This window comes from Ferrovibrio sp. GW821-FHT12E11, from assembly GCF_058806975.1.
Window position 1 is genome coordinate 3,648,214 of record NZ_JBXAQG010000001.1, and the last position, 19,188, is coordinate 3,667,401.

General features: G+C 65.6%; 14 protein-coding genes. 8 read left to right on the forward strand and 6 right to left on the reverse strand.

All coding sequences use genetic code 11. From position 1 onward, the window contains the following. The first annotated feature begins 3 nt into the window (after positions 1-3). The 3 genes from AC1ROT_RS18075 to AC1ROT_RS18085 are packed head-to-tail and all read left to right on the forward strand — an operon-like array spanning position 4 to position 3,090. A complete protein-coding gene (locus tag AC1ROT_RS18075; RefSeq protein WP_493000671.1) occupies positions 4-465 on the forward strand; it encodes a tripartite tricarboxylate transporter TctB family protein in 462 nt (153 codons plus the stop codon). Between the two features lie 7 nt (positions 466-472). Beyond that, entirely contained in the window at positions 473-1,975 is a 1,503-nt protein-coding gene (locus AC1ROT_RS18080) for a tripartite tricarboxylate transporter permease (RefSeq protein ID WP_493000673.1), read from the forward strand. A 32-nt stretch (positions 1,976-2,007) separates the two neighbouring features. Then, positions 2,008-3,090, forward strand: coding sequence for a lactonase family protein (locus tag AC1ROT_RS18085; RefSeq protein ID WP_493000675.1), 1,083 nt, complete (start codon positions 2,008-2,010; stop codon positions 3,088-3,090). Between the two features lie 76 nt (positions 3,091-3,166). On the opposite strand, the gene AC1ROT_RS18090 is transcribed toward AC1ROT_RS18085, so the two are convergent. Then, positions 3,167-5,620, reverse strand: a complete 2,454-nt coding sequence (locus tag AC1ROT_RS18090) for a penicillin-binding protein 1A (protein WP_493000677.1) — start codon at positions 5,618-5,620, stop codon at positions 3,167-3,169. Between the two features lie 97 nt (positions 5,621-5,717). After that, positions 5,718-6,827 (reverse strand): N-acetylmuramoyl-L-alanine amidase family protein, encoded by a 1,110-nt coding sequence (locus tag AC1ROT_RS18095; protein WP_493000678.1) that lies wholly within the window; start codon positions 6,825-6,827, stop codon positions 5,718-5,720. A 591-nt stretch (positions 6,828-7,418) separates the two neighbouring features. On the opposite strand from AC1ROT_RS18095, the gene AC1ROT_RS18100 reads away from it, so the two are divergent. Both AC1ROT_RS18100 and AC1ROT_RS18105 read left to right on the forward strand, forming a co-directional pair. After that, complete coding sequence (locus tag AC1ROT_RS18100) at positions 7,419-10,325, forward strand: Rne/Rng family ribonuclease (protein ID WP_493000680.1); 2,907 nt, start codon at positions 7,419-7,421, stop codon at positions 10,323-10,325. Continuing rightward, on the forward strand, positions 10,313-10,798 hold the full coding sequence (locus AC1ROT_RS18105) for a GNAT family N-acetyltransferase (protein ID WP_492971152.1): 486 nt from the start codon (positions 10,313-10,315) through the stop codon (positions 10,796-10,798). Before AC1ROT_RS18100 ends, AC1ROT_RS18105 begins: the two co-directional genes overlap by 13 nt. Before the next feature lie 174 nt (positions 10,799-10,972). Here the strand turns inward: AC1ROT_RS18105 and AC1ROT_RS18110 are convergent, their stop codons facing one another. Both AC1ROT_RS18110 and AC1ROT_RS18115 read right to left on the reverse strand, forming a co-directional pair. After that, positions 10,973-12,124: a pyridoxal phosphate-dependent aminotransferase gene (locus tag AC1ROT_RS18110; RefSeq protein WP_493000682.1), complete on the reverse strand. Its 1,152-nt coding sequence runs from the start codon at positions 12,122-12,124 to the stop codon at positions 10,973-10,975. Between the two features lie 5 nt (positions 12,125-12,129). Beyond that, positions 12,130-13,704, reverse strand: a complete 1,575-nt coding sequence (locus AC1ROT_RS18115) for a gamma-glutamyltransferase (protein WP_493000684.1) — start codon at positions 13,702-13,704, stop codon at positions 12,130-12,132. Between AC1ROT_RS18115 and AC1ROT_RS18120 the strand changes: the two genes are divergently transcribed. From AC1ROT_RS18120 to prfB, 3 genes are all read left to right on the forward strand, one after another. After that, the gene (locus AC1ROT_RS18120) at positions 13,703-15,139 is read left to right on the forward strand and encodes a M48 family metalloprotease (RefSeq protein WP_493000685.1); all 1,437 of its coding nucleotides are present in this window, start codon (positions 13,703-13,705) and stop codon (positions 15,137-15,139) included. The two genes, AC1ROT_RS18115 and AC1ROT_RS18120, sit on opposite strands and share 2 nt — an antisense overlap. A gap of 81 nt (positions 15,140-15,220) precedes the next feature. Then, positions 15,221-15,976 (forward strand): DsbA family protein, encoded by a 756-nt coding sequence (locus tag AC1ROT_RS18125; RefSeq protein ID WP_493000687.1) that lies wholly within the window; start codon positions 15,221-15,223, stop codon positions 15,974-15,976. 170 nt (positions 15,977-16,146) lie between these two features. Beyond that, a protein-coding gene (prfB, locus tag AC1ROT_RS18130) for a peptide chain release factor 2 (RefSeq protein ID WP_493000688.1) occupies positions 16,147-17,260 on the forward strand; the annotation gives its coding sequence in 2 pieces (ribosomal slippage) (positions 16,147-16,212 and positions 16,214-17,260; 1,113 coding nt in all). Between the two features lie 101 nt (positions 17,261-17,361). Here prfB and AC1ROT_RS18135 read toward each other — a convergent pair. Then, positions 17,362-17,880 (reverse strand): bactofilin family protein, encoded by a 519-nt coding sequence (locus AC1ROT_RS18135; RefSeq protein WP_492971145.1) that lies wholly within the window; start codon positions 17,878-17,880, stop codon positions 17,362-17,364. Beyond that, positions 17,837-19,153: a M23 family metallopeptidase gene (locus AC1ROT_RS18140; protein WP_493000690.1), complete on the reverse strand. Its 1,317-nt coding sequence runs from the start codon at positions 19,151-19,153 to the stop codon at positions 17,837-17,839. Before AC1ROT_RS18140 ends, AC1ROT_RS18135 begins: the two co-directional genes overlap by 44 nt. Between the last annotated feature and the right edge of the window lie 35 nt (positions 19,154-19,188).

A 19,188-nucleotide genomic window follows, 5' to 3' on the forward strand; every position in this document is an offset into this window, starting at 1 on the left:
CGCATGATCAAGCGGATCGACTGGCCGGACTTCCTGTTCGGCCTGTTCCTGCTGCTGGTCGCGACGGGCACGCTTGTCGCGACCAGGAAGCTGAGCATCGGCTCGGCGGCGAATATGGGGCCTGGCTACATGCCGCGCGTCATCGCCGTTGCGGTGATCGGCTTCGGCCTGTTTTTCCTGATCCGTGGCCTGCTGCGCGGTTTCCAGGGCATCGAGCGCGTGCAGTTGCGTCCGCTGCTCGGCATCGTGATCGCCGGCGCCGTCTTCACCCTGCTGGTGGAAGTGGCGGGCCTGGCGCTGGCTTCTGTCGCCGCCATCGTGATCGCCGCCTTTGCCACCCGAGAGGTGCGGCCGGTGGAAGCGCTGGTCTTCGGCTGCGTCATGGCTGCAGCCTCGGTTCTGTTGTTTGTCACCGTGCTGGCGCTGCCGGTGCCGGTCTGGCCACCGGTCCTGAGTTCGTGGTGATGTGACCATGGAGCTGCTCGACAACCTGATGCTCGGCCTGAGCACGGCCTTTCAGCTCAAGAACCTGATGTTCTGCCTGATCGGCGCGCTGATCGGCACGGCCATCGGCGTACTGCCGGGGATCGGGCCGATTCCGACCATTGCGCTGCTGTTGCCTTTCACCTTCGGGCTGGAGCCGGCCGGCGCCATGATCATGTTGGCCGGCATCTTCTACGGCGCGCAATACGGCGGCTCGACCACCGCCATCCTGGTCAATGTGCCGGGCGAGACTTCCTCTGTGGTCACCTGCATCGACGGCCACGAAATGGCCAAGCAAGGCCGCGCCGGTGCGGCGCTCGCCACTGCCGCGATTTCGTCCTTCTTCGCCGGCACGGTTGCCACCGTGGTGATCGCACTGCTCAGCCTGCCGCTGTCGGCGCTGGCCCTGAAATTCACCGCCGTCGAATATTTCTCGCTGCTGGTGCTCGGTCTGATCGCCGCCGTGGTGATGGCCCATGGTTCGGTTTCGAAATCGCTCGCCATGGTGCTGCTCGGTCTGCTGCTCGGCCTGATCGGCGTCGACGTGAATTCCGGTGTGTCGCGCATGACCTTCGGTGTCACCGAACTCTCCGACGGCATCGATTTCGTGCCCGTCGCCATGGGACTGTTCGGTCTGGGCGAGATCATTGCCAATCTGGAACGCAGCGGCGCCGACCGCCGCGTGGTCAGCCAGCGCTACCGTGACCTGATTCCGACCTGGGCCGACATGAAACAGGCCTTTCCCGCCATGGTGCGTGGCACGATGATCGGCTCGGTGCTGGGCGTGCTGCCCGGCGGCGGCGCGGCCCTGCCGCCGTTCACGGCCTATGCGCTGGAAAAGAAACTGGCGAAGGATCCCTCGCGCTTCGGCAAGGGCGCCATCGAAGGCGTGGCCAGCCCGGAAGCCGCCAACAATGCCGGCGCGCAGACCAGCTTCATCCCGCTGCTGACTCTCGGCATTCCTTCAAATGCGCTGATGGCGCTGATGATCGGCGCGCTGATGATGCAGGGCATCCAGCCCGGACCGCAGGTGATGACCGAACAGCCGGTGCTGGTCTGGGGCCTGATTGCCAGCATGTGGGTCGGCAACCTGATGCTGCTGGTGATCAATCTGCCGCTGGTCGGTGTCTGGGTCTCGATGCTGAAGATTCCCTACCGCCTGCTGTTCCCGGCCATCGTGCTGTTCTGTTGCATCGGCACCTATGGCATCTCCAACAGCCTGTTCAATATCTGGCTGATGCTGGGCTGCGCCGTGGTCGGCTATTTCTTCATCAAGATCGGTGTCGAGCCGGCGCCGCTGCTGCTCGGCCTCGTGCTGGGACCGCAGCTGGAAGAGAATTTCCGCCGCGCCATGCTGCTGTCCGATGGCGATTTCACTGTCTTCCTGCGTCACCCGATCTCGGCCGGCCTGCTGATCGTGGTTGCCATCCTGCTGCTGGCGATGCTGTCGCCGGCCATCCTGCGCAAGCGCAAGGAAGCGCTGACCGAGTAGTTCATAACCAAGAAACCACAGGGGAGTAGACAATGATCTATCGTACCGGATTGCTGGCTGCGGCTGTTGCCGTCGGCCTGCTGGCCTCGGCGGCCAAAGCCGACACTTATGTCTATGTCGGCAATGCTGACAGCAATGACATTCATGTCCTGAAACTGAACAAGGCGAACGGCGATCTGACCGCTGTTCAGGTCGCGCCATTCCCCGGCATCACGAAGGCCGGGCCGTCGACGCCGCTGGCGGTCAGCCCGGGCAAAAAATTCCTCTATGCCGGCGTGCGCTCCGATCCGTTCACAACGGTCGGCTTCGCCATTGATGCGGCCAGTGGCAAGCTGCAGCCCACGGCGAACGGCCCGCTGGCCGACAGCATGGCCTATGTGTCGACCGACCGCAGCGGCAAATATCTGCTCAGTGCCTCATACGGCGGCCACAAGATCGCGGTGAATCCGATCGCCCCGGCCGGCACTGTGCAGGCACCCAAGCAGATCATCACGACCGGGCAGAATGCGCATGCCATCATCGCCAGCCCTGACAACCGCTATGTCTTTGCCACCAATCTCGGCTCCGATGTGGTGCTGCAGTTCAAATTCGACGCCCAGACCGGCACGCTGACGCAGGCTGGCAATGTCGTGGCGCCGGCGAAATCCGGTCCGCGCCATCTCGTGTTCCATCCCAGCCGCAAATACGCCTATCTGATCACCGAGCTGAGCGGCGACATCATCGCCTATCACTACAATGCCAAGGCCGGCACGCTGAAAGAATTCCAGACTGTCAGCGTGATGCCCGCGGGTGGGGCTAAGCCCTGGGCGGCCGACCTGCACCTCACGCCTGACGGCAAGTTCCTCTACGGTTCAGAGCGCACCACCAGCACGATCACCGGCTTCAAGGTCGATGCCGCAAGCGGCAAGCTGACCCGCATCGGCGAAGTGCCGACCCAGAAGCAGCCGCGCGGCTTCGGCATCGATCCGGGCAACAAGTATCTGTTTGCGGTCGGTGAGCAGTCGCATGCCCTGACCGCCTATCGCATCGATGGCAAGAGCGGTGCGCTGACGGCGATCAAGGAATATCCCGTCGGCAAGAAGCCGAACTGGGTCGAGGTCATCGACTTGCCGTAAGTCGATCCGGCAGGCGTCAATGGCGGGCGGCAGCCAAGCGGCTGCCCGCCAGTCGTCCGTAAAAAACAGTCTGTCTTCAGTAAAGGCCGCCGGTGCCGGAGATCGGCGCCGAGCCGGCGCTGCTGCCCACGCCCGAGATGCTGTCGCGCTCGGCCTGCATCGAACCGTCCAGCACGGCGCTGCGTTCGCCCTGCTGCGGCTCGGTGCCGGGGCGGAAGGCTTCCAGGATCACGTTGCGGTCGCCCGGCCGCGCCAGTTCGCCGGTCTCGGCCTGCACGCGCACCAGCCGCACGCCGGGCGGCACGCGGAATTGGATATTCGGTTTGCCCTGCAACGCTTCGGCCATGAAGGCCTTGAACACCGGCACGGCAACCGACGAGCCGGTCTCGCGCTTGCCCATGTCGCGCGGCGTGTCGTAGCCGATGAAGACGCCGACCGCGAGATCGGGGCTGAAGCCCATGAACCAGGTGTCCATGCTGTCGTTGGTGGTGCCGGTCTTGCCGGCCAGCGGCTTGCCCAGTTCGCGGATACGAATGCCGGTGCCGCGCTGCACCACGCCTTCCAGCATCGAGACCATCTGGTAGGCGGTAACCGCATCGATCACCTGCGCGCGCGTATCGGGCAGGGCGGGCTCGCCCTGGCCGGTCCAGTCGGTGGCCAGGCAGCCGGTGCATTCGCGCCGGTCGTGGCGATAGACGGTGACACCGGTGCGGTTCTGCACGCGGTCGATCAGGGTGGGCGTGATCTTCTTGCCGCCGTTGACCAGCTCCGCGTAAGCGGTGGTCATTTTCATCAGCGTGGTCTCGCCAGCGCCCAGTGACATGGAGAGCACTGGCGGCATGTTGTCGATCACGCCGAAGCGCTTGGCATTCTCCACCACCTTTTCCATGCCGATGGCCTGGGCCAGCCGCACGGTCATCAGGTTGCGCGATTTCTCGATGCCGACGCGCAGCGTGGAGGGGCCGTAGAACTGGTCGGAATAGTTGCCCGGCTTCCACAGCGGCAGGCCCGGGCCCTGGTCGAGCACGAAGGGCGCATCCAGCACCAGCGAGGAGGGCGTGAAGCCGCTGTCCAGCGCCGCTGTGTAGACGAAGGGTTTGAAGGACGAACCGGGCTGGCGCAAGGCCTGGGTGGCGCGGTTGAACTGGCTGATCTTGAAGTCGAAGCCGCCGACCAGCGCCAGCACGCGACCGGTATGCGGATCCATGGCGACCAGGCCGCCGCCGATTTCCGGAATTTGGCGCAGGTTATAGGCGCCCTGCGGCTTGGCCATATCCGCGGCTTCGACAGCGATCACGTCGCCGACGGCCAGCACTTCTGCCGCCGTGCGCGGCACCGGACCGAACTGATCGGGGCCCATCTTTTTGCGCGCCCAGCGGAAACCCGTCTGCGGCAGCGTCGCCCGGTTGCCATCGGCGAAACCGATGCTGGCGCTGTCTGTCTCCAGGCTCAGCACCGCAGCCACGCGCCAGTTCGCGGGCAGGCCGGGGAAGGGCGGCAGGGCCGTCAGCTGAGAGCGCCATTCGCTGCCCGGCTGCAGCTTGGCCAGCGGTCCGCGCCAGCCGCCGGCGCGGCGATCATAGGCTTCCAGGCCATCACGCAGTACGCGCTCGCCAACCGCCTGCAGCTTGGGGTCCATGGTGGTGCGCACGCTCAGGCCGCCTTCATAGAGGCCCTTCTCGCCAAATTTCTGCACCAGGTCGCGGCGCACCTCTTCGGCGAACCAGTCGGCGCGCGCCAGCTCGGATTCCGGCCGTGCCAGCGCCACCAGCGGCGTGGCGATGGCGCTGCGCGCCTGGTCCACATTGATGACGCCGTCTTCCTGCAGGCGCTCGATCACCCAGTCGCGGCGGGCTTTCGCGCGATCGAGGTGGCGCACCGGATGATAGTTGCTCGGCGCTTTCGGCAGCGCGGCCAGATAGGCGGCTTCGGGCAGGGTGAGGTCGTAGAGCGACTTGTCGAAATAGACCAGCGCTGCGGCGGCGACGCCATAGGCGCCCGAGCCGAGATAGATCTCGTTGAGATACAGTTCGAGGATCTTGTCTTTGCTGAAGGTCTTCTCGATGCGGAAGGCGAGGATGGCTTCCTTGGCCTTGCGGCCGAGCGATACTTCATTGCCGAGCAGGAAATTCTTCGCCACCTGTTGCGTGATGGTGGAGGCGCCGACCGGGCGGCGGCTCTGCGCCAGGTTCGCCACGTTCTGGATCACGGCACGGCCGATGCCCATCGGATCGATGCCGCTATGTTCATAGAAGTTTTTGTCTTCAGCAGAAAGGAAGGCCTGGATCACCGGCTTGGGGATCGCCTGGATCGGCACGAACAGGCGGCGCTCGCGCGAGTATTCGGCGATCAGGCGGCCGTCGCCGGCATGCAGCCGCGTCGTCACCGGCGGTTCGTATTTCGCCAGCTGCTGATAATCCGGCAGGTCGCGGCCGTAATACCACAGGCCGACCAGACCGGCGACGCCGGCGCCGATCATGGCCAGCACGGCCAGGAACATCAGCAGGAAAAAGCGCGACAGCAGACGCATGGACGGGAGGCTTCCCCAGAGGGTGTTTTTCGGCCGTACAGGTACTCCCGAACGGCGGTTCTGTATAGACACAAGATTGTGGCGCCTGTGCGGCGCTTTAGCGCGCTTCCGTGCCGAAAAACCGGTCGATGGCGGTCACCACGGTGGTCGCCAGGCGGTCGCGGCCGGCCTCCGAGAACAGCAGGGCCTCGTCGCTGGCATTGGACAGGTAGCCCAGCTCCAGCAGCGCCGAGGGCACGTCGGGCGCTGACAGCACCCGGAAATTGGCGGCGCGCAGAGCATTCCGTCGCAGGGTCGAGCTTTCGCCCAGGGCGGCTGTCAGCAAGCCGGCGAAGCGGCTGGACAGCCGGGCGGTGTCGCGCGAGGCGAGGTCGAGCAGGATCGACACCACATCGTCCACCTCGCCGCTGCGCGGGCTGTCGCCCAGCTGGTCGGCCCGGTTCTCACGCAGCGCCAGCGCCTCGGCTTCCGTATCCGAGGCCGCATCGGCGCGGGTGTAGATGCTGGCGCCGCGCGTGCTGCGGTCGGCGGACAGGCTGTCGGCATGGATCGAGAGAAACAGGTCGGCTTCCTTGGCCCGTGCCAGGGCGACACGTTCAGGCAGCCGTATGAAGCGGTCGCTCTCGCGCGTCAGCAGAACGCGGTAACGGCGGGTGGCGCGCAGTTTCGCGGCCACCGCCTTCGCCACCTGCAGGGTGATTTCCTTCTCATAGCGGCCAGACGCGCTGATGGCGCCGGGATCCTGGCCGCCATGGCCGGGGTCCAGCACGATCAGGCGGCGGCGATCGGATGCCACGGCCGGCGGCGGGGCGATATCGACGGCGGTGTCCAGCGGCAGCGTCACCGGTGCGGCAAAGGCCAGGCTGAAGGCGTTGGGCTCGGCCGGACGCAGGTCGATCACCAGCCGGTGCCCGGCGGTGCCCTGCGGGTCGAGGCGGAAGGCGCGCTCCACCACCGCCGGCTCGACCAGGTCGATGGCGATGCTGAGCGGGCCGGTGGGTGTGCTGACCGGCAGGCCGAGCGCGGCGACCAGGCCGCTGGCGGTGACGGCCGGGGCCGGCGCGGCCCAGCGCATGTTATCCACAGTCAGCAGCAGGCCCAGGCCGTCGGGGCTGGCGGCGAGCTGCGCCTGGGGCGGTCCGGAGGCCTCGATCACCAGCCGGGTGAGGCCCGCATTCAGGCCGAGCTGCAGCCGGGTCAGCCGCAACGCTTCGGCCGCCGCCGATTCGGTGCCAAGGGCCGATAAAATTATAAATGATATCAATAATTTAAAGAACAAGGCAGGGCGGCCTGCCGCGCCGCGGCAAGAAAGACCTTGTGAGTATGCCCTGCCAAAGCGTAGCATGGAGATGCGAATATCCGAGTCAGACCCGGACGTCCAGCCAAAGGCTTGTGTAGCAAGGCGATTTGCCTTGTTTCCGGCCCCGGTGCAGGAGCGGAAGGGTCGGCGTAGCGACGGTGAGCCCGACCGCAATCATCCAGAGTTCAGCCCGAAGGAGGCGACCTGGCGCGGAAGAGCCCTCAAAGCGGCGCTCAAGACATACCGGATGAGATTTAACCTTCGGAGCACCCGTTCGGCCACAGGCTGGATGGGAGGCTCGGCAGACCGGCGCCGCGGCGCGCTCAGCGTTTATACCCGCTGATGAAGCGCCCACTCACTGGTCATCAGGATCATTACCGTCACCCCTCCCTCGTGGAGTCGTAACGGGCCGATCCGGCCGCAGTCCGCTTCGAGAGCAAAGGCGCCCCGCCGTCTGTTATTCGCGCGGGCGGCGCTGCGCCGCAGGAATAGTGCCTCATGGGCATGCGTATGTTGATTGATGCGACCCATCCGGAGGAAACCCGGGTTGTGGTCGTGAAGGGTACTCGGCTCGAAGAGTTCGATTACGAGACCTCCACCAAGCAGGTAAACAAGGGCAACATCTATCTGGCGCGGGTCACCCGCGTCGAGCCCTCGCTGCAGGCGGCCTTCGTGGAGTATGGCGGCAACCGCCATGGCTTCCTGGCCTTCAGCGAAATCCATCCGGATTATTACCAGATCCCGATCGCCGATCGTCAGGCGCTGCTCGCGCAGCAGGCCGAGGAAGAGGCGCGCGCCGCCGAAGCCGAGGAAGCCGAACTGGCCGCCGAGGAAGCCCGCAAGGCCTCGCGCCGTCCGCGCAACCAGCAGGCCAGCGAAACGGCCGAAGCCGATCACGATCACGACGACGATCAGGATCATGGCGTCGAAACCGTTGAGGGCGATTTCGATACCATCGAAGAGATCAAGGCCAGCGATCCCGAGCCGGTTGCTGCTGAAGCGCCCGCTGCGGAAGACGCGCCGGCCGCTCCGGTTGCCGAACCTGCTGCCCCGGCTGCGGAAGCCGCCGCTGCTCCGGCTGAATCCGCCGAAGCCCCAGCTGCGGCCGAGACGACCGAAGCCCCGGCCGCGGCCGAAGGCCAGCCGGCCTACTGGAATGTGCCGCATGTGGCCGAGCCGGTGCCGAGCATCTCGGCGCCTGTCGATGGCGGTGAGCTCCATGCCAGCGAAGAGCCCGGCGATGACGAGCATGGCGACGAAACCGAAGCCAAGGAAAACGGCAAGGGCGACGATCATTCCGACGACAGCCGTCGTCGCCGTCGCGCCAATGCCTTCCGTCGCTACAAGATCCAGGAAGTCATCAAGCGCCGGCAGATCATGCTGGTGCAGGTCGTCAAGGAAGAACGCGGCAACAAGGGCGCGGCCCTCACCACTTATCTGTCGTTGGCCGGCCGCTATTGCGTGCTGATGCCCAACACCGCGCGCGGCGGCGGCATTTCGCGCAAGATCCAGTCGCAGGCCGACCGCAAGCGCCTCAAGGCGATCACGGCGGAGCTGGATATCCAGGACGGCATGGGCGTGATCGTGCGTACCGCCGGCATGGAACGCTCCAAACCGGAGATCAAGCGCGACTTCGAATACCTGCTGCGCAGCTGGGACAGCATCCGCGAGCGCACGCTGGAATCCTCTGCGCCGGCCCTGATCTATGAAGAGGCCGGTCTGATCAAGCGTTCGATCCGCGATCTCTATTCGGACCAGATCGACGAAGTGATCGTGGAAGGCGAAGAAGGCTACCGCTTCGCGCATGACTTCATGCAGATGCTGATGCCCAATCACGCCGAAAACGTGAAGCAGTATCAGGACAAGATCCCGCTGTTCACCCGCTACCAGGTCGAACAGCAGTTGGACGCGATGTTCTCGCCCACCGTGCAGCTGCGCTCGGGCGGTTACATCGTCATCAATCCGACCGAAGCGCTGGTCTCCATCGACGTGAACTCGGGCAAGTCGACCCGCGAACACAATATCGAAGAGACCGCCTACAAGACCAACCTGGAGGCGGCCGAGGAAGTCGCCCGCCAGTTGCGCCTGCGCGACCTTGCCGGCCTCGTCGTGATCGATTTCATCGACATGGAAGAGAACCGCAACATCCGCAAGGTGGAGCAGAAGCTGAAGGAATGCCTGCGTAATGACCGCGCACGCATCCAGGTCGGCCGCATCTCCGGCTTCGGTTTGCTCGAGATGTCGCGCCAGCGCCTGCGTCCCAGCCTGCTGGAAAGCTCGACCATGCCCTGCCCGCATTGCCAGGGCCGTGGCTATGTCCGCTCGATTGAATCGACCGCTCTCACCGTACTGCGTGCCATCGAGGAAGAGGGCATCCGCGACCGCTCGGCCGAGATCACCGTCGCGATGTCGGCGGAAGTGGCGCTCTACCTGCTCAACCACAAGCGCGACCGCATCGGCGACATGGAACGCCGCTATGTGATGCGCGTGATCCTGGCGGCCGATCCCAGCCTGGTGCCGCCGGACTTCCGCATCGAGCGCAGCAAGACGCGCCAGCCGGGCGACGTGAACCGCCCCGAGGCGCCGGTCAAGCTCGACCCGATGCGTCCGATCACCCAGGAGTCGGCTTATGCCGAGCCCGAGGATGATGCCGGCGATGATGATGTGGCCGGCGAGGCCGAAGAGACGACGAATGCCGATGGCACCGAGGAGACTGCGGCCGAGGGCGAAGCCCGCCGCCGTCGTCGCCGTCGTCGTCGTCGCGGTCGCAATGGCGAACGTGCCCCGCGTGACGATGCTGAAGCCGGCGCCGAAGGCGAAGCGGCTGCGTCCGGCGAAGGCGACGATGCGGCTATCGAAGATGGCGAACCGGGTGACGAGCCGGCCGAGGGCGCTGAGTCCGGCACCGAATCCGGTGCCGAGGCCGGCGCGGAAGGCAGCGATGGCGAAGGCCGTCGCCGTCGTCGCGGTCGTCGCGGCGGTCGTCGTCGTCGTCGCGATGAAGATGGTGCTGCGGGTGGCGAACGTCCGCCGCGCGAGGATCGTCCGCGTCGCGAGGAGCGCCCGCGCAACGATGGCGGCATGAATGCCGGCATCAGCGAGGGTGCGATGACCCCGGCGGCGCTCGGCGCCATGCTGGATGGCGTGCCGAATTTCGAGTTCGACGATGAAGAGCCGGCGCCGGCAAAGGCGCCTGCCGCCCATGCCCCCGAAGCCCTGAAGCCTGTCGAGATCGCGCCTGTGTCGGTTCCGGCGCCGGCGGTCGAGCAGCCCCTGGTCGTGCCGGTTCAGGCCACGGTTCAGAACAGCGGCCCGGTCTTTGAGACCGTGGTGATTGCGCCCGATGGCAGTGCCGATAAGCCTGCCGATGCGGCCCCGACCAAGAAGGGGTGGTGGCGCCGTTGACTATGGGGGTGAGTGAACCGGCGATCCGTCGCGCGTCCGGGGCCGATGAAGCGCGCCTCGGCGCCTTGCAGAAGCGTGCCTATGTGAAATACGTGCCGCGGATCGGCGCCGAGCCGCAGCCGATGGCCGAAGACGCCGCCGGGCTGCTGCAGGCCTATGAGGTCTGGGTGGTCGATGGCGTCGAGGACGGTCTGGCCGGTGCGCTGGTGCTGCGTCAGGCGCCGGATCACCTGCTGATCTGGAGCGTGGCCGTCGATCCGACCCAGCAGGGCACGGGTCTGGGCCGTCGCCTGCTCGATTTCGCCGAAGAGCAGGCCCGTCAGCGCGGCCTGAACGAAATCCGCCTCTACACCAATGCGATGTTCACCGAGAACCGCGCCCTCTATGCCTATCTCGGCTATGCCGAAACCGGTTCTGAACAATACGAAGGCCGCGAGTTGGTCCACATGGCCAAGACGCTGCCGGCGGCGTAACGCTTCGGTTTTTCTGAGAATGTGAAATGGCCCGGTTCATCCGGGCCATTTTTTTATAAGAAAGATCGTCACCCTCGGGCTTGTCCCGAGGGTCCATCCCAACCCCCAGAGCGTCGGAACGCGCAGATGGATCCTCGGAACAAGTCCGAGGATGAGGCTGCCTTTAAGGCATCGTCACTTCATCCAGGTCTTCAGCCGCTTCGCCGCCTCGATCATGCGGTCGGTGCTGCCGGCAAACGAATAGCGCATGAAGTAATGGCCGCGGCCGCGGTCGAAATCGAATCCGGGCGTTGCCGCGATGCCGGTCTCGGCCAGCATGCGCTTGCAGAAATCGTTGGCGTCGTTGGTGAAGCGGCTGATATCGGCATAGATGTAGAAGGCGCCATCGGCCGGCGCCAGTCTGTCGAAGCCCGCGCGCGGCAACTCATTGAGAAGAATCTCGCGGTTCTTTGCATAGCGCGCGACATTGGCTTCCAGCTCGTCATAGGCCGACATGGCGGCGACGCCGGCCACCTGGCTGATGCCGGGCGCCGAGATGTAGAAATTCTGCGTCAGGCATTCGATCGGTCGCAGCAGGCTTTCCGGCACCACCATCCAGCCGAGCCGCCAGCCGGTCATCGAGAAGTATTTGCTGAAGCTGTTGATCACGATGGCCTGGTCGGTCAGCGCCAGCACCGACTGCGCGCGGCCATTGTAGGTGATGCCGTGATAGATTTCGTCGACGATCAGCCAGCGGCCTTTCGCAGCACAATCATCCACCAGCGCCTTCATCTCGGGCTCGCCCAGCATCGTGCCGGTCGGGTTGGCCGGGCTGGCCACCAGCACGCCTTTTGCCTGCGGTGCCTGGGCGTTGATCAGTGCCGGCGTCGGCTGGAAGCGCGTCTCCGGCTCGGTGACGATCATCGCCGGCTGCAGGTCGAGCGCCTTCAGGATATTGCGATAGGCCGGATAGGCCGGCTCGCCCAGCGCCACCATGTCGCCGGCATCGAAGGCCGACAGGAAGGCGAGCTGGAAACCCGCCGAGGATCCGGTGGTGACGATGATGCGCTCGGCCGACACATCCAGGCCGTAATAGCTGCGATAGTGATTGGAGATCGCCGCGCGCAGCGGCGGAATGCCGAGCGCCAGCGTATAGCCCAGCGGATCCTTCTGCGCCGCGGCCGTGGCCGCTTCGATCGCACGACGCGGCGCGGGCGTCGAGGGCTGACCCACTTCCATATGGATCACGTCGCCGCCGGCGGCTTCGCGTAGCGCCGCCGCCTTCATCACTTCCATGACGAAGAACGGGTCGATGGCCCCGCGTTTCGATGGCTTCGGACTATTCATGACGCTCAGAACTGGCGGCCGACGGCCAGGCCGTAGCCGCGCGGATCGGTGGCGAAGCTGCAGGCTGAAGGATCGCGTGGCAGGCCGTCCGAACAGTAGGCGATATTGACGCGGCCGAGCCGGCCGATCTGGTTCACCGTCACGCCGCGATCCTGCATGGCCTTGTACAGGGCCGGATTGGTGTTGGGTTCCACCAGCAGCACCGACTGCGGACTGGCCTGGAACAGGCGCGGTTCGCCCACGGCTGATACGGCCGGTTCTTTCTGTTTCTTGTTCAGGGCGGCCTGCAGCACGCTGTAGGACACGGCCGCCGCAGCCGGCGCGCCGCCGCTGCCGCTGGCGGCGAAGAAGGACTGGCTGTTGCGCTTGTTGAAGCCGACCAGCGCGGTCAGATACGGCGTCTCGTCGCCGGCCACGCCGGGCGGCGCGGCAAACAGGATGCCGGTCTCGCGGCCCACCTGCCGTGTGCCGAAGGCGGTGCCCATGCTGAAGGCGCAGGCCACGGCGCTGCCCTTGCGGTCGATCACGGCGATGCTGGCCGAACCGAAACCGTCCATCTGCAGGGTGGCGGGATCGCTGCGGTAGGCCTGGCCCAGGCTGGCGGCGAATTTATCGTTCTTCACGCTGGTGCTGCTGAACAGCGAGGTGCTCTCGAAGGCCTGCTCCAGCAGCCAGGCGGCAACGGCGCCGCCCGCCGGGGTGTTGGTGGTGTAGAGCGTGATGCTGTTCTCGAACGGCACCTCGATCGGCTTGCCGACGCCGGCGACATGGCCGCGCAGTTCGTCGATGGTGATCTTGCTGCCGGCGGCATTCATGTCGGCGACCAGGCTGTGGGCCAGCATGCCCTGATACAGCTCGGCCGGGCCGGCGGTGCGCAGGCGCGACAGCACATTGCCCAGCGTGAGCTGTACCCGCCGTTCGCCTTCCTGCGGCACCATTCCGCTGCGGGTGCCATAGATCGGTGTCAGGCCGGGGCTGGTGGTGATCGAAGGCTGCACTTCCACCGTGGCCTGCACGAAGGCACGGCTGGTCGGTTCGCCGAAGCGCGACAACTGCTCGGCCGGGGTGACCACAGCTTCCCAGCGCAGCCGGCCATAGCGGCTCTGCAGCAGGCCCAGCCCGCGCACCAGGCCGGGGATCGCCACCGGGCCGCCATCCTTGGGCGCCACGGAGGGGAATTCGATGGTTTCCACCCGCTTGGACACCGGGTCGCTGGCCACGCACATGCCGCCGCTGCCCATGCTGGCGCCGGACGGATAGGTGACGGTATAGGCCAGCGCTGCTGCCACGGCGGCATCGGCGGCCGAACCGCCGGCGGTCAAAATGTTGCGAGCGATCAGGGCCGCGCGCGGCTCGTCGGCGGCCACGCCGCCCACAAAGCCCTTCAGATAGTCGATCTGGCCCGGGCTGGCGGGGGATTCGATGCCGTTATCCTTGCCGCAACCGGCCGCCCCCAGCGCCACCATGGCGAGCAGGGCGCATTGACGCAGCCGGAGGGCGTGCTTACCTAGGGGGAGCTGCCATGATGCAGCCGCTTTGTTGGGACAATGCTTCGCCATGGCCATACGCGGATCTTCCATGCGCCGTTCTCTCGTCTCTGTCGCTGCTGGGCTTGGCAGTCTTGCTGGTATTTGCGGTCTTGCTGAAACCGGCCGCCGGGTCTTGGCTGCCGGCTGTGTGGCGGTGATGGCTGCCGGTGCGATTCTGCCGACCGCGGCCGAAGCCCAGCGCCGCAACGCCATTTCCCTGGTGCGCGACGCCGAGATTGAAAATACCATCCGCGCCTACGCCGCGCCACTGTTCGCGACCGCCGGATTGTCCAATGACGCCCTGACGGTTCATCTGGTCAATGACCGCAGCCTGAATGCCTTCGTGGCCGGCGGCCAGCGTATCTTTGTCAATTCCGGCCTGCTGATCCGCGCCGAACGCCCGGCCCAGGTGCTGGGCGTGCTGGCCCATGAAATCGGCCATATCTCCGGCGGCCATCTGGCCCGCATGGGCGATGCCATCGACACCGCCTCCACCGCCATGATCCTGTCCATGCTGTTCGGCGCCGCCGCCGCCGTGGCCGGCTCGGGCGAGGGCGCGGCGGCGGCCATCCTGGGCGGCCAGCAGATCGCCGAGCGCAATTTCCTCGCCTTCACCCGCAGCCAGGAATCGGCCGCCGACCAGGCTGGCGCCACCATGCTGGAGCAGACCGGCCAGAGCGCCGCCGGCCTCGGGGAATTCCTGCGCATCATCGGCAACCAGGAAGCGCTGGCCTACGAGCGTCAGGACCCCTATGCCCGCAGCCATCCGCTGTCCTTCGATCGCGTCTCGGCGCTGGAGGCGCGGGTACAGCGCTCGCCCTACAAGAACACGCCCGACACGCCGGCCAATATCGACCGCTTCAAGCGCATGCAGGCCAAGCTGATCGGCTATCTGGAAGGCCTGCCTGCCACCCTGCGCAAATACCCCGAGACCGATACCTCGCTGTATGGTCGCTATGCCCGCGCCTTCGCCTATTTCCGCGGCCTCGATTTCAAGCGTGCGCTGAGCGAGACCGACGAACTGATCCGGCTCTATCCGAACGATCCGTATTTCCACGAGCTGAAGGCCGACATCCTGCTCAACCTCGGCCAGGTGGCGGACTCGCTGCCGCCGATGCAGGAGGCCTATCGCCTGGCGCCCAGCGAGCCGCTGCTCGCTTATGGCGTCGGCCAGCGTCTGGTGGCGCTGGAGGATACCAGCCGCCTGGGCGAGGCCGTCGACATCCTCAAGCAGGTGACCCTGCGCGAGCCAGACAATTCGGCGGCCTGGCAGCAGCTCGCGGTCGCCTATGGCAAGCAGAACGATATCGGCATGGCCTCGCTGGCCTCGGCCGAACGCTACCTGGTTTTGGGCGTGCTGCGCGATGCGCAGGGCCAGGCCGAGCGCGCCGCGCGGCTGATGAAGGAGGGCTCGCCCGGCTGGCTGCGCGCCCAGGACATCATCGCCAATGCCAAGGACCAGAAGCGGATGCAGCGCCGCCAGTGAGCGGCTTTCACGTGCTTGTGGCTTTCGCCGCGCCGGTCGTGCAGGCATAGTCCGGGCCATCGTTTTTCCAGGGATTCCATCATGTCGTTGTTCCGCTCATGCCTTCTCGTCCTACTGCTCCTGGCCGGCTTCGGTACGGCGCAGGCCCAGCAGCAGGTGCCGCCGTTCTCGGACGCCATGCGTGCGGAAATCCGCGAGCTGCTGATGGAGAATCCGAAAGTCCTCGAAGTGCTGGTGCGTCACCCCGAGATCGTGACGGAAGCCGCGCAGGCGCTGTACAAGCAGGAGGCCGATTTCCAGGCTGCCATCACCAGCAGCCGCAAGGAGCTTCTCGACGATGGCGTGTCCTTTGTCGCCGGCAATCCGAAGGGCGATGTCACCCTGGTCGAGTTCTTCGATTACCGCTGCGGCTATTGCAAGCAGGTGCAGCCCAGCGTCGATGCACTGATCAGGGAAGACAAAAATCTGCGCGTGGTGTTGAAGGAACTGCCGGTGCTGGGGCCGGAAAGCGTGGTCGCCGCGCGCGCCGCTGTCGCCGCTCTGGAACAGGACAAGGGCGCGAAGTATTTCGCCTTCCACAATGCCATGATGGCCCATCGCGGCGCGCTGCCGGAAGCCGAGGTCCTGCGTATGGCCGGCGAGGCCGGGCTGAAGCTGGACAAGCTGAAGGCCGATATGGCGACGCCCAAGACCGAGCGGATCATCCAGGCCAATCTGGCGCTGGCGGAAAAGCTCGGCATCAACGGTACCCCGGGCTTCATTATCGGCAACCAGCGGGTGCCCGGCGCCATCCCGCTCGAAAGCCTGCGCCAGCTGGTGAAAGCCGCGCGGAGTTAATCGGCTCTATCGTCACCCCGGGCCTGACCCGGGGTCCCATTTTCTGCGCAAAAGAATAAATGGGATTCCCGCTTTCACGGGAATGACGGACTGGGGCGGCCCGGTTTGACGAATCTCCGCAAAAACCCTATGGTCCGCCCCGAAAACCAACCCCGTTCAGGAAGTAACCGATGCGCGCCGAAATTCGGGCGATGGCCGATGAGATCCAGCAGTCCTTAGGGCTGCTGAGGAGGTCTCTTTGACTGGGATAATGCCGTCAAGAAACTGGAAGAACTGAACGCCCGTTCGGAAGATCCCAGCCTGTGGAACAAGCCGGCCGAGGCGCAGGCGCTGATGCGCGAGCGCACCAAGCTGGACCGCGGCGTCTCCACGCAGCGCCGGCTTGAATCGGCCCTGCATGACAGCATCGACCTGATCGAGATGGGCGAAGCCGAGGGCGACCAGGCCGTGGTCGATGAGGCCGAGGCCGTGATCATGGGCCTCAGCAAGGAAGTGGCCCAGGCGCGGCTGGAAAGCCTGCTGTCGGGCGAAGCCGATATGAACGACAGCTTCCTGGAAGTGCATGCCGGCGCCGGCGGCACCGAGAGCCAGGACTGGGCCTCGATGCTCCTGCGCATGTATGTGCGCTGGGCCGAGAAGCACGGCTACAAGGTCGAATTCCAGGAAGAGAGCGAAGGCGAGGAGGCCGGCATCAAATCGGCCACCATCAAGGTCAGCGGGCCCAATGCTTATGGCTGGCTGAAGAACGAGACCGGCGTGCATCGTCTTGTGCGCATTTCGCCCTACGATTCAAACGCCCGCCGCCATACCAGTTTCTCGTCCGTCGGCGTCTATCCGGTGGTGGATGACACCATCGAGATCGAGGTGCTGGACAAGGACCTGCGCATCGACACTTACCGCGCGTCGGGCGCCGGCGGCCAGCACGTCAACAAGACCGATTCCGCCGTGCGCATGACGCATATGCCGTCCGGGATTGTGGTCGCCTGCCAGACCAACAAGAGCCAGCATCGCAACCGCGACGAGGCGATGAAGATGCTGAAGGCGCGGCTTTATGAGCGCGAGCTGCAGAAGCGCGAAGCCGAGAAGCAGGCGGTGTTCGATTCAAAAAGCGACATCGGCTGGGGCCACCAGATCCGCTCCTATGTGCTGCATCCCTACCAGATGGTGAAGGATCTGCGCACCGAGCTGGAAACCAGCGACACCCAGGGCGTGCTCGACGGCGATCTGGACGCCTTCATGGCCGCGCAGTTGGCGGCCAAGGTCGGCAACGGCGAGACGGCGTAAGCGCCCAGCAACGGTCAGACCAAACAAAAACGGCGACGCTGAACACGCGTCGCCGTTTTGCCGTTTGCTAGGACTGCTACTGTAAACTCAGATCGTCGAATTCAGCTGGTCGCGCGGGCGAGGCCCGGCAGGGCGGCCGGCATCGGCAGGTCGGTCGTGCTGGCGCCGGCCTTGATCGCCTTCTGCACGGCCTTTTCGGTGGCTTCGGCGATGTCGCTGGTGGCGACCACGCTCAGTTTGGCGCCAATCGCGCTCTCGCGCGGATTCTCGGCGAACTTGCACAGGCCTTCGACCTTGGCGCCGGCGGCAATCGACAGCAGTTCGTGCCAGATATCGCCGCGCACCTTGGCGGTCTTGTCGAGTTCCACCGACTTGGCGCGGATGCGGCCGATCACCTCGCCGCGCACCAGCACATGTTCGGCCACCACTTCACCGACCACCTTGGCATTCTCGCCGATAGCGAGGCGTACGGCAGTGACGTCGCCATTGACGAGGCAGTCGATCTGCACCTCGCCATCGGAGTTGAGGTCGCCGTTGACCGTGAGGCCGGCGCTCAGGATGGACGGCGGCAGCTGCTTAACGGCGGCCGGCGGATTGGTTTTCTTGCTGTTTGAAAACATGGTAGCCAGCCTCGATGAATTTGCCGGGATCGATCTGCTCGTCATCGAGCAGGATTTCGTAATGCAGATGCTGACCGGTGCTGCGACCGGTGGAACCCATGGTACCGAGCTGCCGTCCGAAACCGACGGTATCGCCTGCCTGGACCGAAATCGCGCTCAGATGAGCATATCGCGTTTTCACGCCGAGGCCATGGTCGATTTCCACGGCGCGGCCATAGGGGCCTTTGCGTCCGGCGAAGACAACCACGCCGGGCGCGGTAGCCATCACCGGCGCGCGGTTCGGGCCGATGAAATCGATGCCGGCATGGAAGGCCAGCTGCTTGGTGAAGGGATCGGACCGGCGGCCGTAGGTGGAGGAGATTTCCGGCTCGCCGGCCATCGGCAGGTCGAGCGGCAGACGCTGCGCCAGGGCCTGCAATTCGCCCCAGCGGCCGAGCTTGCCTTCCAGCGTGTTCATCTCGCGGTCGAGCGGATCGAGCGACGCGACGGCGACATTGACGGCGCCCGTGATTGCCGGTGCATCGCTGAGCGAGCGCAGCGGACCACCGACGCCGATATCGGCACGCGCCTCGGCGGCGCGGGCCAGCATGGCGCTGATATCCAGGCCGGTGCGCAGCAGCGCCTTTTCCAGCAGCGTGGTGCTTTTCTCGGTGCGCGAGCCGAGTTCGTCCATCAGGTCGCGCTGGTGGCCGCGCACGCTCAGGATCCGGGTCTCGATGTCGCGCGGCTTCACCGCCGGCACCGGCGGCTTGGCCTTGGACTCGCGCAGCATGCCTTCCAGGTCCTCGACCGAGGCGACATCCTCGATCTTGGTCTCGGCCGGTTTGGCGTCAGCGGCCTTGGTTTCCGGCAGCTTCGGCAGGTCGGCCTTGGCAACCTCGGTGGATTTCGGCGCGACCTGCGGCTTGGCAGCGGTCTGGGCCGGCGGAGTCTGGGTGGGCGCCTGCTTGGCGGCGTCGGCGGTATCGGCGGGCAGGGCCGGGGTGCGCTGCTTCATCGCCATGTCATACAACCGGCGATAGCGCTCCTCGAAGTCGCGCGAGGCAACGACGAAGCTCTCCTGGTCCTTTTCGTAATTGGTGGCCAGACGGTCGTAGGCGATTTTCAGTTCGCTGATCTGGCGGTCGCGCGCATCCAGCATGGCGTCGCGATAGAAGACATTGACGGAGGCGTAGCCGATCCAGCCGGCGAAGGCGACGACGCTCACGGCCATCAGCATCTGGCCGCGGCTCGAGAGCGCGACGTAGCGGACGTCGCCTCGGCTGCGGAACATGATCTGCCGTTCCGGGAACAGGCGGTCGCGCAACT